This window comes from Escherichia sp. E2562 (genome assembly GCF_005781075.1).
In the GTDB taxonomy this organism is placed as follows: Bacteria; Pseudomonadota; Gammaproteobacteria; order Enterobacterales; family Enterobacteriaceae; genus Escherichia.
In genome coordinates, this window is sequence record NZ_VATM01000005.1 from 353989 (window position 1) to 368344 (window position 14356).

Sequence of the window (14356 nt, forward strand, 5' to 3'; positions counted from 1 at the left end):
CTTGTGGGGGCGGGGCTTGTTAATGCTGACGATTCGCTTCCTTCCAGCAACTATGCGCCACCAGCCGGGGGAACGTTCTTTTTGCTCGCTGACAGCAGTTTTAGCAGCAGCGAAGAGGCGAAAGTACGTCTGGAAGCGCCGGGGCGCGATTATCAACGTTATCAGATGGAAGAGTACGGCGGCGTGGATGTTCGCCTGTATCGTATTCCTGATCCGATGGCATTTCTGCGTCAGCAGAAAAACCTGCACCGCATTGTAGTACAACCGCAGTATCTGGGTGACGGTCTGAACAATACGCTAACCTGGCTGTGGGATAACTGGTACGGCAAATCTCGCCGTGTCATGCAGCGTTCTTTCTCTTATCAGTCACGGCAGAATGTGACCCAGGCATTACCGGAATTGCAGCTCGGCAATGCCATCATCAAACCTTCCCGTTATGTACAAAACAGCCAGTTTTCACCGCTGAAGAAATATCCACTGGTGGAACAGTTCCGTTATCCACTATGGCAGGCAAAACCGGTTGAGCCGCAGCAAGGGGTAAAACTGGAAGGCGCATCCAGTAACTTCATCTCGCCGCAGCCGGGCAACATCTATATTCCTCTCGGCAAACAAGAGCCGGGGCTGTATCTCGTCGAAGCGATGGTGGGTGGTTATCGGGCGACGACGGTGGTGTTTGTCTCCAATACCGTGGCGTTGAGTAAAGTGTCGGGTAACGAGCTTCTGGTATGGACCGCTGGCAAAAAGCAGGGGGAAGCGAAGCCTGGATCAGAAATCCTGTGGACTGACGGTCTTGGCGTGATGACCCGAGGCGTCACCAATGACAGCGGCACCTTGCAGTTACAACATATATCGCCTGAACGTTCATATATTCTGGGTAAAGATGCTGAAGGCGGCGTTTTTGTCTCCGAGAACTTCTTCTACGAAAGCGAAATCTACAATACCCGCTTGTTTATCTTTACCGATCGCCCGCTGTATCGCGCAGGCGATCGTGTCGATGTTAAAGTGATGGGCCGCGAGTTTCACGATCCGTTGCATTCATCCCCTATCGTCAGCGCACCGGCGAAGCTTTCAGTGCTGGACGCCAACGGCAGCCTGTTGCAAACCGTCGATGTCACGCTTGATGCGCGTAATGGCGGGCAGGGGAGTTTCCGCCTGCCAGAAAATGCCGTTGCCGGAGGTTATGAGTTACGCCTGGCTTACCGCAAGCAGGTCTATAGCAGCAGTTTTCGCGTGGCAAACTACATCAAACCACATTTCGAAATTGGTTTAGCTCTCGACAAAAAAGATTTCAAAACTGGCGAAGCGGTCAGCGGCAAACTGCAACTGCTCTACCCGGATGGCGAGCCGGTAAAAAATGCCCGCGTGCAGTTAAGTTTGCGCGCCCAACAACTTTCGATGGTCGGTAACGATTTGCGTTATGCCGGGCGCTTCCCTGTGTCGCTTGAAGGCAGTGAAACAGTTTCAGACGCCAGCGGTCATGTGGCGTTAAATCTTCCCGCAGCAGATAAACCGAGCCGCTATTTACTGACCGTCTCCGCCAGCGACGGCGCGGCATATCGTGTTACCACAACCAAAGAGATCCTCATTGAACGCGGTCTGGCGCATTACTCTCTAAGCACCGCCGCACAATACAGTAATAGCGGCGAGTCGGTTGTTTTCCGTTATACCGCGCTGGAATCTTCAAAGCAGGTTCCTGTCAAGTATGAGTGGTTACGTCTGGAAGACCGAACAAGCCACAGCGGAGATCTACCGTCTGGCGGTAAATCCTTCACCGTTAATTTCGAAAAACCTGGCAACTACAATCTGACATTACGCGATAAAGACGGCTTAATTCTCGCCGGGTTAAGCCATGCCGTCAGCGGTAAGGGCAGCACGGCGCATACTGGTACGGTAGATATCGTGGCGGATAAAACGCTGTACCAGCCAGGCGAAACCGCGAAGATGCTGATTACCTTCCCGGAGCCAATTGATGAAGCGTTATTGACGCTGGAACGCGATCGCGTGGAACAGCAGTCGCTGCTATCGCATCCGGCAAACTGGCTGGCGCTACAACGCTTAAACGATACCCAGTATGAAGCCCGCGTTCCGGTGAGCAATACCTTTGCGCCCAACATCACTTTTTCGGTGCTGTATACCCGTAACGGTCAGTACAGTTTTCAGAACGCTGGGATCAAAGTTGCCGTTCCTCAGCTGGATATCCGGGTGAAAACGGACAAAACCCATTACCAGCCAGGTGAACTGGTCAATGTCGAATTAACCTCGTCGCTGAAAGGTAAACCTGTTTCTGCACAGCTAACGGTTGGCGTGGTCGATGAAATGATCTACGCGCTGCAACCGGAAATCGCGCCGAGTATCGGCAAATTTTTCTATCCGCTGGGACGTAACAATGTACGCACCAGTTCCAGTCTGTCATTTATCAGCTACGACCAGGCGCTCTCCAGCGAGCCGGTTGCACCTGGCGCGACTAACCGCAGCGAGCGTCGAGTAAAAATGCTTGAACGTCCACGGCGTGAAGAGGTGGATACCGCGGCATGGATACCGTCGCTAACCACGGATAAACAAGGCAAAGCGTACTTCACATTCCTGATGCCGGATTCGTTAACGCGCTGGCGCATTACCGCTCGAGGGATGAACGGCGACGGACTGGTCGGGCAGGGGCGTGCGTATTTGCGCTCGGAAAAAAATCTCTACATGAAGTGGAGTATGCCAACGGTCTATCGCCTTGGCGACAAACCAGCGGCAGGGCTGTTTATCTTCAGTCAGCAGGATAACGAACCGGTAGAGCTGGTGAGTAAATTTGCGGGCGACGAGATGCACCAGACGCTGACACTGCATAAGGGGGCGAACTATATTTCGCTGGCGCAGAACATTCAGCAATCAGGCTTGTTAAGCGCAGAACTGCAACAAAATGGGCAAGTGCAGGACAGCATTAGCACAAAACTGTCTTTTGTTGATAACAGCTGGCCCGTTGAACAGCAGAAAAACGTCATGCTCGGCGGTGGCGATAATGCGCTGATGTTGCCCGAGCAGGCGAGCAATATCCGGCTGCAAAGTAGCGAAACGCCGCAGGAGATTTTCCGCAACAATCTTGATGCGTTAATAGAGGAACCCTGGGGTGGCGTGATCAACACCGGTAGCCGTCTGATCCCGCTCAGTCTTGCCTGGCGTTCGCTTGCCGATCATCAAAGTGCCGCCGCTAAAGACATTCGACAGATGATTCAGGATAACCGTCTGCGGCTGATGCAACTGGCGGGGCCAGGAGCGCGCTTTACCTGGTGGGGTGAAGATGGCAATGGCGATGCATTCCTCACGGCATGGGCATGGTACGCCGACTGGCAAGCGAGCCAGGCCCTTGGCGTGACGCAACAACCGGAATACTGGCAACATATGCTCGACAGCTACGCGGAGCAGGCGGATAACATGCCGTTATTGCATCGGGCGCTGGTGCTGGCGTGGGCGCAGGAGATGAATCTGCCGTGCAAAACGTTGTTAAAAGGGTTGGATGAAGCTATCGCCCGGCGCGGAACAAAAACAGAAGATTTCTCTGAGGAAGACACCAGCGATATCAATGACAGTTTGATCCTTGATACACCGGAATCTCCGCTGGCAGATGCGGTGGCAAACGTCTTAACCATGACGTTGCTGAAAAAAGCGCAGTTGAAGTCCACTGTGATGCCACAGGTTCAGCAATATGCGTGGGATAAAGCGGCAAACAGCAATCAGCCGCTGGCGCATACGGTTGTGCTGCTTAATAGCGGTGGCGACACCACCCAGGCGGCCGCTATTTTAAGTGGTTTGACCGCTGAGCAATCCACTATTGAGCGCGCGCTGGCCATGAACTGGCTGGCGAAATATATGGCGACGATGCCCCCGGTTGTATTACCTGTGCCTGCGGGCGCATGGGCCAAACATAAGTTAACCGGAGGGGGCGAATACTGGCGTTGGGTTGGTCAGGGCGTGCCGGAAATTCTCTCTTTTGGTGACGAATTACCGCCGCAAAACGTGCAGGTCCGCTGGCGTGAACCGGCAAAAACGGCTCAACAAAGTAATATTCCGGTGACCGTTGAACGCCAGTTGTATCGGCTTATCCCCGGTGATGAAGAAATGAGTTTTACGTTGCAGCCGGTGACCAGCAATGAGATTAACAGCGATGCGCTGTATCTCGATGAAATCACGCTTACCAGCGAGCAGGATGCAGTTCTGCGCTACGGTCAGGTGGAAGTCCCACTGCCGCCGGGAGCCGATGTTGAACGGACAACGTGGGGCATTTTGGTCAATAAACCCAACGCCGCGAAACAGCAGGGGCAATCGCTGGAAAAAGCGCGTAATGAAATGGGCGAACTGGCCTATATGGTGCCGGTGAAAGAACTGACGGGAACGGTCACTTTCCGCCATCTGCTGCGCTTCTCACAAAAAGGGCAATTCGTTCTGCCGCCTGCTCGCTATGTGCGTTCCTATGCACCTGCGCAGCAAAGCGTTGCGGCAGGTAGCGAATGGACCGGAATGCAGGTGAAATAAGTGAACTGGCGCAGAGTCGTTTGGCTATTAACGCTGGTTACCCTGCCGACGTTTGCACAGGAGACGCCGTTACAACTGGCGCTGCGGGGCGCGCAGCATGACCAACTGTATCAGTTATCGTCGTCAGGCGTGACAAATGTCTCGACGTTACCTGACACGCTCACCACGCCGTTAGGGAGTTTGTGGAAACTGTATGTTTACGCCTGGCTGGAGGATACCCATCAACCGGAGCAGCCATACCAGTGTCGCGGCAACTCCCCGGAAGAAGTTTATTGTTGCCAGGCGGGGGAGAGCATAACGCGCGATACCGCGCTGGTACGCTCCTGCGGACTCTATTTTGCACCGCAGCGGTTGCACATTAGCGCGGATGTATGGGGGCAATACTGGCAACAGCGTCAGGCTCCGGCGTGGTTAGCATCTCTTTCTACGCTGAAACCAGAAACGTCGGTAACCGTTACATCGCTGCTTGATTCATTAGCGACTTTACCCGCGCAAAACAAAGCTCAGGAAGTCTTACTGGATGTGGTGCTGGACGAGGCGAAAATCGGTGTTGCGTCTATGCTCGGTAGTCGGGTGCGGGTGAAAACCTGGAGCTGGTTTGTCGATGATAAACAGGAAATCCGCCAGGGTGGTTTTGCCGGATGGTTAACTGATGGCACGCCGCTGTGGGTTGCAGGTGGTGGCACCAGCAAGACAGTACTGACCCGTTATGCGACGGTACTTAATCAGGTTTTGCCTGTGCCGACGCAAGTTGCCAGCGGGCAATGTGTACTGGTGGATCTGTTTGCTCGCTATCCGTTGAAGAAAGTCACTGAGGAAAAGAGCACGACGGCAGTAAAACCTGGTGTGCTCAATGGGCGCTATCGTGTGACGTTCGCCAATGGTAACCACATTACGTTTGTTAGCCGTGGTGAGACGACGTTACTGACGGAGAAGGGCAAACTGAAATTACAGTCGCATCTCGATCGTGAAGAGTACGTTGCCAGAGTTCTGGATCGCGAGGCGAAAAGTACGCCCCCTGAGGCAGCGAAAGCCATGACCGTGGCGATTCGCACTTTTTTACAGCAAAACGCCAATCGGGAAGGCGATTGCCTGACCATTCCCGACAGCAGCGCCACGCAGCGTGTTTCTGCTTCGCCAGCTACCACGGGGGCGCGAACGATGACCGCCTGGACGCAGGATCTCATCTATGCGGGCGATCCGGTTCATTATCATGGCAGTCGCGCTACCGAAGGGACGCTATCCTGGCGTAAAGCCACGGCCCAGGCAGGGCAGGGAGAGCGTTACGACCAGATACTGGCGTTTGCTTATCCCGATAACAGCCTTAGCCGCTGGGGAGCGCCACGCTCAACCTGCCAGTTATTACCCAAAGCGAAAGCCTGGCTGGCGAAAAAAATGCCGCAGTGGCGGCGTATATTACAAGGCGAGACGGGGTACAACGAACCAGACGTGTTTGCGGTCTGTCGTTTAGTCTCAGGTTTCCCCTATACCGATCGGCAGCAGAAACGGCTGTTTATTCGTAACTTCTTTACGCTTCAGGATCGGCTGGATTTAACCCATGAGTATCTGCACCTGGCCTTTGATGGTTATCCCACCGGGCTTGATGAGAACTATATCGAAACGCTGACCCGACAATTATTAATGGACTAATGCTATGCGAAAGATTTTTCTTCCGTTGTTACTGGTGGCGCTTTCGCCTGTCGCTCACAGTGAAGGTGTGCAGGAAGTCGAGATTGATGCACCGCTCTCTGGCTGGCATCCGGCAGAGGGCGAAGATGCCAGTTTTTCACAATCGATCAATTACTCGGCGTCATCCGTCAACATGGCTGATGATCAAAATATCTCTGCGCAAATCCGCGGCAAAATAAAAAATTATGCTGCGGCGGGCAAAGTCCAGCAGGGGCGACTGGTGGTCAACGGTGCCAGTATGCCGCAGAGAATTGAATCCGATGGTTCTTTTGCGCGCCCTTATATTTTCACGGAAGGCAGTAACAGCGTGCAGGTCATCAGCCCCGATGGGCAAAGCCGACAAAAAATGCAGTTTTACTCAACGCCGGGCGCTGGAGTGATCCGCGCGCGTTTACGACTGGTTCTCTCCTGGGATACGGACAATACTGACCTCGACCTTCACGTTGTTACGCCCGATGGAGAGCATGCCTGGTACGGTAACACGGTGCTGAAAAACAGTGGTGCACTGGATATGGATGTCACGACGGGGTACGGACCCGAGATTTTCGCCATGCCAGCGCCAGTTCACGGCCGTTATCAGGTGTATATCAACTACTATGGCGGACGCAGCGAAACGGAATTAACCACCGCCCAATTGACGCTGATCACCGATGAAGGATCGGTCAATGAGAAACAGGAAACTTTTATTGTACCGATGCGTAATGCTGGCGAGCTGACGCTGGTGAAAAGTTTTGACTGGTGATTAATGGGGTTACCTTCGCTGTCGATGTTCAAGAAAACGCCCGATAACTTTCGCTATCGGGCGTTTTTGTTCGTTAATTCAACCGTTCAATCACCATTGCAATTCCCTGGCCGCCACCAATGCACAGTGTTGCCAGCCCGAACGTTTTATCGCGTGCCTGCATTGCATGTAATAGTGTGACCAGAATACGAGCACCACTGGCACCGATAGGATGCCCGAGCGCGATGGCACCACCGTTGACATTCACTTTCTCAGGATCAAAGCCCAGTGTTTTCCCTACAGCAAGAAACTGTGCAGCAAACGCTTCATTAGCCTCAATGAGATCAATATCCGCCAGTTGTAGCTCCGCCAGTTGTAACGCTTTTTGCGTGGCGGGAACGGGGCCCATTCCCATCAACGCGGGGGCCACGCCGCCGCTGGCATAACTTTTAATGCGTGCCAGTGGTTTAAGGCCAGCCGCCAGTGCTGCAGATTCTTCCATAATCACCAGAGCGGCAGCACCGTCGTTAATACCAGATGCGTTCCCGGCGGTGACTGTTCCTGCTTTATCGAAGGCCGGGCGTAATGCGCCTAACGCTTCAGTCGTAGAATCCGCTTTCGGGAATTCGTCTTGACTGAAGACGAGGGTTTTCTTCCGAGTGACAACATTTACCGGGACGATTTCGGCTGTAAAAGCACCGGACTCAATGGCGGCTGCCGCTTTACGCTGTGAATGTAGCGCCAATTCATCCTGCATTTCACGGGTAATTCCATACTCTTTGGCAACGTTCTCGGCGGTAATCCCCATGTGATAACCGTGGGTGGCGCACATCAGGCCATCGCGCAGGATTACGTCATAAATCTGTCCGTCTCCCAGTCGATAACCAGAGCGTGCTTTTGCATTGAGCAAGTAGGGTGCTAAACTCATGTTCTCCATTCCACCCGCCACGATGCTCTGCGCCTGACCTGCCTGAATCGCTTGTGCGGCAAGCGCCACGCTTTTCAGACCTGAACCACACACTTTGTTGACCGTGAATCCGCACACCGTTTCAGCTAGTCCACTTTTTAGCAGCGCCTGACGCGCCGGGTTTTGCCCCAGCCCGGCTTGCAACACGTTCCCCATAATCACTTCATCGATATGTTGTGAATCGATTCTCGCGCGTTTAATGGCGGCTTGAATCACCGTTGCCCCCAAATCGATGGCACTGGTGGAGGCGAGAGAACCGTTAAAGCTACCGATGGCAGTACGTACCGCACTGACGATGACACAATTTTTCATTTTTCTTCCTTTTATGAGTTGCCGTCAGAACAGCGTTAAACCAATGACGAAAATGACGCCGGAAAAGAGCAGGGCGGTGATGCAATAGCCCATGATGTCTCGGACACCGAGCCCGGCTATTGCCAGTGCAGGTAGCGCCCAGAACGGTTGTGCCATGTTCATCCACTGTTCACCGTAAGCAATCGCCATGACTGATTTACCCAGATCGGCCCCTAACGCCTGCGCGGCAGGAAGGACGAATGGCCCCTGAATAACCCAGTGTCCACCGCCAGAAGGCACGGCGAAGTTAATTAGCGCAGAGCTAAAAAAGGTCATCAGCGGGAAGGTATCTTTGTTGGCGACATTGATGAAAAATTCGGTGATCAGGCCACCGAGGCCGGAGTGTTCCATCATTAACTGGATCCCAGCATAGAAGGGGAATTGCACCAGAATCCCGGCGGTACTGCGCGCAGCCGCACTTACCGCCCGCATATAGGCCATCGGCGTTTTATGCAACAACAGACCGGCAATCATAAACATCAGGTTGACGGTGTTGATGGTGATGTTGAATCCCTTCTCGGAGAAGTACAGCACCAGATAAGCAATGCCCAGAGCACCAATAATCAACGCCAGGATGCGACTTTCTTCCAGTTTCTCTGAAGGTGGGGCGTCTGCAGGGAGCTTCTTCTGGAAATCCGCTTCTTCCAACAACAGCTTCGGATCGATACTCACCACGTCGGAAGGCTTAGGCGTCATCATGCGGGTGATAAACGGCATCACCACAATCAGGGCCAGGGTGATAAAGATGTTGTAGCCAGTAAACAGGGTATCGCTGACCGGAATTAACCCGGCGACATGCTCAACGGGATTCCCCGGTGTTGCTGCCAGTAGCGGCATTGAGCCGGAAAAACCACCGCCCCAGGTGAGAAAGCCGATGTAGGCGCAAGCGATCAACAACGGATAGTCGGAGCCTGGTACCCGACGTGCAACTTCGCGAGCAAACATTGCGCCAACCACCAGACCGAATCCCCAGTTGATTACGCAGGCGACGGAACCAAAAAAGGTGACCAGCATGACCCCTTGGGTAGGCGTTTTGGCTGCTGACGCCGCAGTACGTAACAAACTTTTCACCGGACCAGAACTGGCGAGTGCATGTCCGGTCACGATGATGAGCGCCATCTGCATCCCGAATGCCAGCAGATTCCAGAAGCCGTCGCCCCAGAGCTTCACCATGCTGACTGGAGTTTGTGGCGTTAGCCAGAGTGCTACTGCAAAGGTGATTAATGTCAGTAGCATGGCGAAGATCAGGGGATCGGGAAGCCAGCGACTGACAAAGCGCGTCATAAAACGCGAGATGCGACCGATCATAGCGCCCCCTGTGGGAGCAAAAGATCATCAGCGACGGCGAACTGCGCTTCAGTTTTGGCACGCACAGTTTCTAAATCACAACCTTCGGCAATTTCAGTGAGCCACATCTTGCCATCGATAAAGCGGAACACCGCCAGTTCTGTCACCAGTATATGAACTGCGTGAAGGGCGGTTAGCGGCATGGTGCATTGACGTAAAATTTTTGCTGAACCATCTTTGGCGCAATGTTCCATGGCAATAATCACTTTGCGCGATCCGGTCACCAGATCCATCGCACCACCCATACCAGGTACCATTTTTCCTGGCACGACCCAGTTGGCGAGATTGCTTTGTTCATCGACCTGTAAGCCACCGAGTACACAGGCATCAATATGACCACCACGAATCAGCGCAAATGACATCGCGCTGTCGAACATCGCTGCGCCGGGTAAAACGCCACACGGTTGTCCGCCTGCGTTAACCAGATCTGGATGCGCTGTTGTGACCGGGCCTAAACCGAGGAAGCCGTTTTCCGATTGCAGAGTAATATGAATACCCTCCGGCAAATAGTTGGCGACCATTGTGGGTAAACCGATCCCTAAGTTAACGATGTCACCATCACAAAGTTCCTGCGCCACGCGGCGCGCAATACGTTGTTTTGCGTCCATTATTTGCTCTCCTGCGGAATGATGATGTGGTCGATAACGGCACCGGGGGTGACAATGTGGTCAGGTTGCAATTCGCCGGTGTCGACCAGTTCGTCGGGTTCCACCAGCGTGATGTCTGCTGCGAGAGCAATCAGGGGGTTAAAGTTGCGGGCGCTGAGTTGGTAGGTGAGGTTTCCGAGTGCGTCGCAACGGTGGGCGCGGATCAACGCCAGGTCTGCCCGCAATGGACGTTCAAGCAACCAGGTTTTGCCATCGAGGGTGAGCGTTTGTTTGCCTTCTTCGACGACGGTGCCGACACCGGTTGGGGTGAGAAAACCACCAAGTCCGGCACCGCCACAGCGAATTTGCTCAATCAACGTACCTTGCGGTACGAGAACGACCTCCATTTCGCCAGAAATCATACGCCGTCCGGTTTCCGGGTTGGTGCCGATATGTGAAGCGATGACTTTGCTGACCCGACCGTTGACGATCAGCGGGCCAGTACCAGTATCAATAAATGCCGTGTCATTGGCGATTAATGTCAGATCCCTGACACCGGACTCCAGTAATGCCTCAACGAGGCGGGGAGGCGTGCCAATTCCCATAAAACCACCAACCATAATGGTCATGCCATCACGAAAGAAGCTGGCGGCGTCCTCTATGCTCATCAATTTTGTTTTCATTTTTTATCCCTCTTGAATACACCGTTGTGGGTACACAGAAGGCATAGCAAGGGGAGTGCCAGAATGAAGTTATTCGATGTCGATTTCTAATGTATTGAAAAAAAGGGAATTAAAAAAATAAGGAGGGAAGGAGGTAATACACTGCTATGCAGAAATTTGCGCACTGTGCAAATTTCTGCATAGCAGTTTTTGTCTTACGTACCAGCTGGATCAATACCGTATTCTTGCAGTTTGTACATTAACGCGCGGCGACTGATACCGAGCATCAGTGCGGTGCGGGTACGGTTTCCCTCCTGTTGCTCCAGCACTTCAATAATGATCCGTTTCTCTTCACGCTTAATCTCTTCTTTGAGATTGCGTTCGCCAACTGGAGTGCTCTTCGCATCGCTATTCAGGCTTACAGACTGGCGAAATTGTGGTGGTAGATCTTCTGCAAAAATCACCGGTCCTGAGTTCATTACCACGGCGCGTTCAATGACGTTGGAAAGCTCTCGGATATTGCCTGGCCACGACCAGCTGGCGAGCAACGACATCGCGCTGGGGTCTATTTCGATAATATCGCGCTGGTTTTCGCTACTGAATTTTTGCAGAAAATGGTTGGCTAACAGGGAAATGTCTTCACGTCTCTCGCGAAGCGGCGGCAATATTAAATGAATTACGTTAAGGCGATAAAAGAGATCTTCACGGAAAGTCCCTTCTTTTACCATTGCGTCCAGGTCACGATTGGTAGCGGCAATAATGCGAATATCGACTTTGATGGTTTGATGACCACCAATCCGTTCAAATTCCCTTTCCTGTAAAATACGCAATAATTTGGCCTGCAATACCAATGGCATTTCACCTATTTCATCCAGGAATAACGTTCCGCTGTCGGCACGCTCAAAAAGCCCCTGACGTAGCGCTTGTGCACCAGTAAATGCGCCCTTTTCATGACCAAAAAGTTCGCTTTCAAGCAGGGATTCTGGTAGCGCGGCACAATTAATTTTAATAAATGGCCCATTGGCGCGTCGGGAGTTGTAATGGATCGCCCGGGCGATCAGCTCTTTACCCGTACCACTTTCGCCGCTGACTAATACGCTGGCCTGGGAGAGGGCGATTTTTGCCGTATCCTTGCAGATTTCCTTCATGGCCAAGCTGTTGGTTAATATGTGGCCCCACTGCCAACTGGCGCTTAGCGCTTGATGTAGCTGGCGAATCTCTTTCTTCATTGACTGCAGCTGTAATGCGCGCTGCACGACCAGGTTCAGTTCATCCAGATCAAACGGTTTGATTACGTAATCAAATGCACCGCTGCGTAAGGCTTCCACCGCCGTTTCGACCTCCGCATACGCGGTCATCAGGACAACGGGCGTACGAGGGTTGTGACCACGCATCGCTTTTAACGCGCTGATGCCATCCATTTCCGGCATCCGGATATCCATCAGCACTACGTCCGGCTGCACACGGGTGAACAGAGGCAAGGCTTCTTGTCCATTACTGGCGCAGTGAGTGTCATAACCCTGCAAAGAAAATGCGGTGGACAACATACGACGCACATTCTCTTCGTCGTCGACAATCAGGATTCGGTAAACAGCATTCATAAGGGCAAATTTTCCTGCGGATCAATCGGTAAGATAAGGGTAAATGTGGCACCACAGCCGGGGAGGCTGGCGACGCGTATATCGCCCTGATGCGCATTAATAATTCGTTGGCTTAGGGCGAGGCCAAGTCCCGTACCGGACGCTTTGGTGGTAAAGAAGGGATCAAAGATTTTTCTCTGTAGTGACAGGTCAATGCCGCAGCCGTTGTCTTCAATCGTGATCGCCTGCTGGTTAGCCGTATACATCCACGTGCGAATGCGGATTTCCCCGCGCGCGGTGATAGCTTGCACGGCATTGATCAACATATTCAGGATTACCTGCTTGAGTAGTTCTCGATCTGCCACGATCGCAGTGAGTGAAGGATCAAGCTCTGTAATAAAGTCGATCCGTGCCTGTACGCCGGAGGTTTGGGCAAGAATCAGCGTCTCTTCGATCAAGGCATTGAGATACACTTGTTGCCACTGGCTTTTACGCGGACGGGAAAAATCCAAAAGCTGCTGAATAACTTTATTAATAGAATCAATCTCATTCAGCACAATTGAGAGATATTCCTTGTGCTCTGACTGGGGAGTCTGTTGGCGAATGATTTGCACGTAACCCCGGATGGCGGTGAGAGGATTGCGCACTTCATGGGCTACGCCCGCCATCAGTTCCCCCAGGGTGGCGAGTCTTTCCGTCTGCGCCAGTCGCCGCTGGCCCTCTTTACGCGCCGTCAGATCGGAAAAAATCACTAAAGCGCCAATCATTTGGCCATGTCCGTCATGGATTCGGCTGGTGGTGGCGCTGATTTCAATGGTTCGGTCGCGTCCGGGATAGCTGATTTCCAGTGCCATATGTTCAATGCCGTGCGCCAGCGTATCGAGGACAGGGCTATAAAAATGGGTGTTGGCAAATAGCGTGGCGTAAGGCTGGCCTACCAGCTCGTGACGTTTGTATCCGGTAATGGCTTCCGCTGCGGGATTCATGGTGATCACATCGCCTTGTCGGTCAATGGCAATCACGGCATCGGCGGCATTTTCAATAATCAGGTCATTGAGTGTTTTCGATTCACGAAGCGCATCGGCAAGGTTATTCACACAACGGCTGATTTGCCCTAGTTCGCCAGGTAGCGGTGGCAATTGCGTAGGATTATTCTGCGCCAGCGTCGACAGACCCGCAGTGATGATATCGATGTTGGCGCTTAAACGACGGGAAAAAAGCACAATCAACAGCAGGCTAATCAGCAGACCGGCAGAAAGGACAATGATTATCCGCACGTCCATTTTCCATGCCTGACGACGAATATCCTCCGTTAATTCATTCGCCCATATATAACCAAGCACGATGCCCTGGCGTTCTATTGGGATCATGGAATTCATAATATCGCCGCGGACTTGCCTGCCGGAAAAGAGTTGTGGCGTGTTGGTTTGCATGACGATATTGCCGGGATGATCCGGGGTGATGCTAATACCTACATTGCTTTGATAGAGTGCCGACGGGGCATAAGTGATAATTGCATCCAGTCCTTTGTGGTAATAGCCAGCCCCGACACCGGGAAATGCTCGGGTAATACGTTCAGTGATGGGAGCCAACTCATGATTCAGTGCCTGGATGCGTGCCTCACGAGGCAGATGTTGGTAAAGCGCAAAGCGTTCTTCCAGTGCGGCGTTCAGCAACTGCACAACTGCCGCTAATTTTTTCTCTTTTTCAGATAAGACCGCTGACCGACCCTCAGTTTCTACGATATAACCAATAGATAGCGTCGGAATGATGACCATCAGGATTGCCATCATAATGAGCTGGTTGCGCAGACGACGTGGGTACAACCACTTCAGAGAGTGCATGCTGGGTATCCGGGTTGGTTTTTCAGGCAAACGACGATTATCAGGGGTTAAGGTAATGATTTCTCGGCGGTGTATCATATTCCAGAGAAG

At 52.7% G+C, this 14356-nt stretch carries 9 protein-coding genes; 3 read left to right on the forward strand and 6 right to left on the reverse strand.

Translation table 11 applies throughout. The features are described 5' to 3' along the window. Positions 1–3: 3 nt before the first annotated feature. Genes FEK43_RS10600 through FEK43_RS10610 form a run of 3 tightly spaced genes read left to right on the forward strand, consistent with a single transcriptional unit; the run spans position 4 to position 6949 of the window. Complete coding sequence (locus tag FEK43_RS10600; protein ID WP_205713167.1) at positions 4–4518, forward strand: alpha-2-macroglobulin; 4515 nt, start codon at positions 4–6, stop codon at positions 4516–4518. Then, positions 4519–6168 (forward strand): YfaQ family protein, encoded by a 1650-nt coding sequence (locus tag FEK43_RS10605; protein WP_135407422.1) that lies wholly within the window; start codon positions 4519–4521, stop codon positions 6166–6168. 4 nt (positions 6169–6172) lie between these two features. Further along, positions 6173–6949 carry a YfaP family protein gene (locus FEK43_RS10610; protein WP_135407419.1) on the forward strand — a complete coding sequence of 259 codons (777 nt, stop codon included), beginning with the start codon at positions 6173–6175 and terminating at the stop codon, positions 6947–6949. 73 nt (positions 6950–7022) lie between these two features. Here the strand turns inward: FEK43_RS10610 and atoB are convergent, their stop codons facing one another. The 6 genes from atoB to atoS form a co-directional block, all read right to left on the reverse strand. After that, positions 7023–8207: an acetyl-CoA acetyltransferase gene (gene atoB / locus FEK43_RS10615; protein ID WP_135407417.1), complete on the reverse strand. Its 1185-nt coding sequence runs from the start codon at positions 8205–8207 to the stop codon at positions 7023–7025. A gap of 24 nt (positions 8208–8231) precedes the next feature. Then, positions 8232–9554, reverse strand: a complete 1323-nt coding sequence (locus FEK43_RS10620; protein WP_130207152.1) for a TIGR00366 family protein — start codon at positions 9552–9554, stop codon at positions 8232–8234. Further along, positions 9551–10201 (reverse strand): 3-oxoacid CoA-transferase subunit B, encoded by a 651-nt coding sequence (locus FEK43_RS10625; RefSeq protein WP_135407415.1) that lies wholly within the window; start codon positions 10199–10201, stop codon positions 9551–9553. The genes FEK43_RS10620 and FEK43_RS10625 overlap by 4 nt, the downstream gene beginning before the upstream one ends. Continuing rightward, positions 10201–10863, reverse strand: coding sequence for an acetate CoA-transferase subunit alpha (gene atoD, locus FEK43_RS10630; protein WP_000850521.1), 663 nt, complete (start codon positions 10861–10863; stop codon positions 10201–10203). Before atoD ends, FEK43_RS10625 begins: the two co-directional genes overlap by 1 nt. A 194-nt stretch (positions 10864–11057) precedes the next feature. Then, positions 11058–12443 carry an acetoacetate metabolism transcriptional regulator AtoC gene (atoC, locus tag FEK43_RS10635; RefSeq protein WP_130207150.1) on the reverse strand — a complete coding sequence of 462 codons (1386 nt, stop codon included), beginning with the start codon at positions 12441–12443 and terminating at the stop codon, positions 11058–11060. Continuing rightward, a complete protein-coding gene (atoS, locus tag FEK43_RS10640; RefSeq protein ID WP_130207149.1) occupies positions 12440–14266 on the reverse strand; it encodes a two-component system sensor histidine kinase AtoS in 1827 nt (608 codons plus the stop codon). Before atoS ends, atoC begins: the two co-directional genes overlap by 4 nt. Positions 14267–14356 lie beyond the last annotated feature (90 nt).

Excerpts from the sequence above, each read along its gene's own strand:
- atoD (WP_000850521.1), bottom strand. The coding sequence starts at position 10,863 with ATGAAAACAAAATTGATGAGCATAGAGGACGCCGCCAGCTTCTTTCGT.
- atoB (WP_135407417.1), bottom strand. The coding sequence starts at position 8,207 with ATGAAAAATTGTGTCATCGTCAGTGCGGTACGTACTGCCATCGGTAGC.
- atoC (WP_130207150.1), bottom strand. The coding sequence starts at position 12,443 with ATGAATGCTGTTTACCGAATCCTGATTGTCGACGACGAAGAGAATGTG.
- atoS (WP_130207149.1), bottom strand. The coding sequence starts at position 14,266 with ATGCACTCTCTGAAGTGGTTGTACCCACGTCGTCTGCGCAACCAGCTC.
- FEK43_RS10620 (WP_130207152.1), bottom strand. The coding sequence starts at position 9,554 with ATGATCGGTCGCATCTCGCGTTTTATGACGCGCTTTGTCAGTCGCTGG.
- FEK43_RS10625 (WP_135407415.1), bottom strand. The coding sequence starts at position 10,201 with ATGGACGCAAAACAACGTATTGCGCGCCGCGTGGCGCAGGAACTTTGT.
- FEK43_RS10610 (WP_135407419.1), top strand. The coding sequence starts at position 6,173 with ATGCGAAAGATTTTTCTTCCGTTGTTACTGGTGGCGCTTTCGCCTGTC.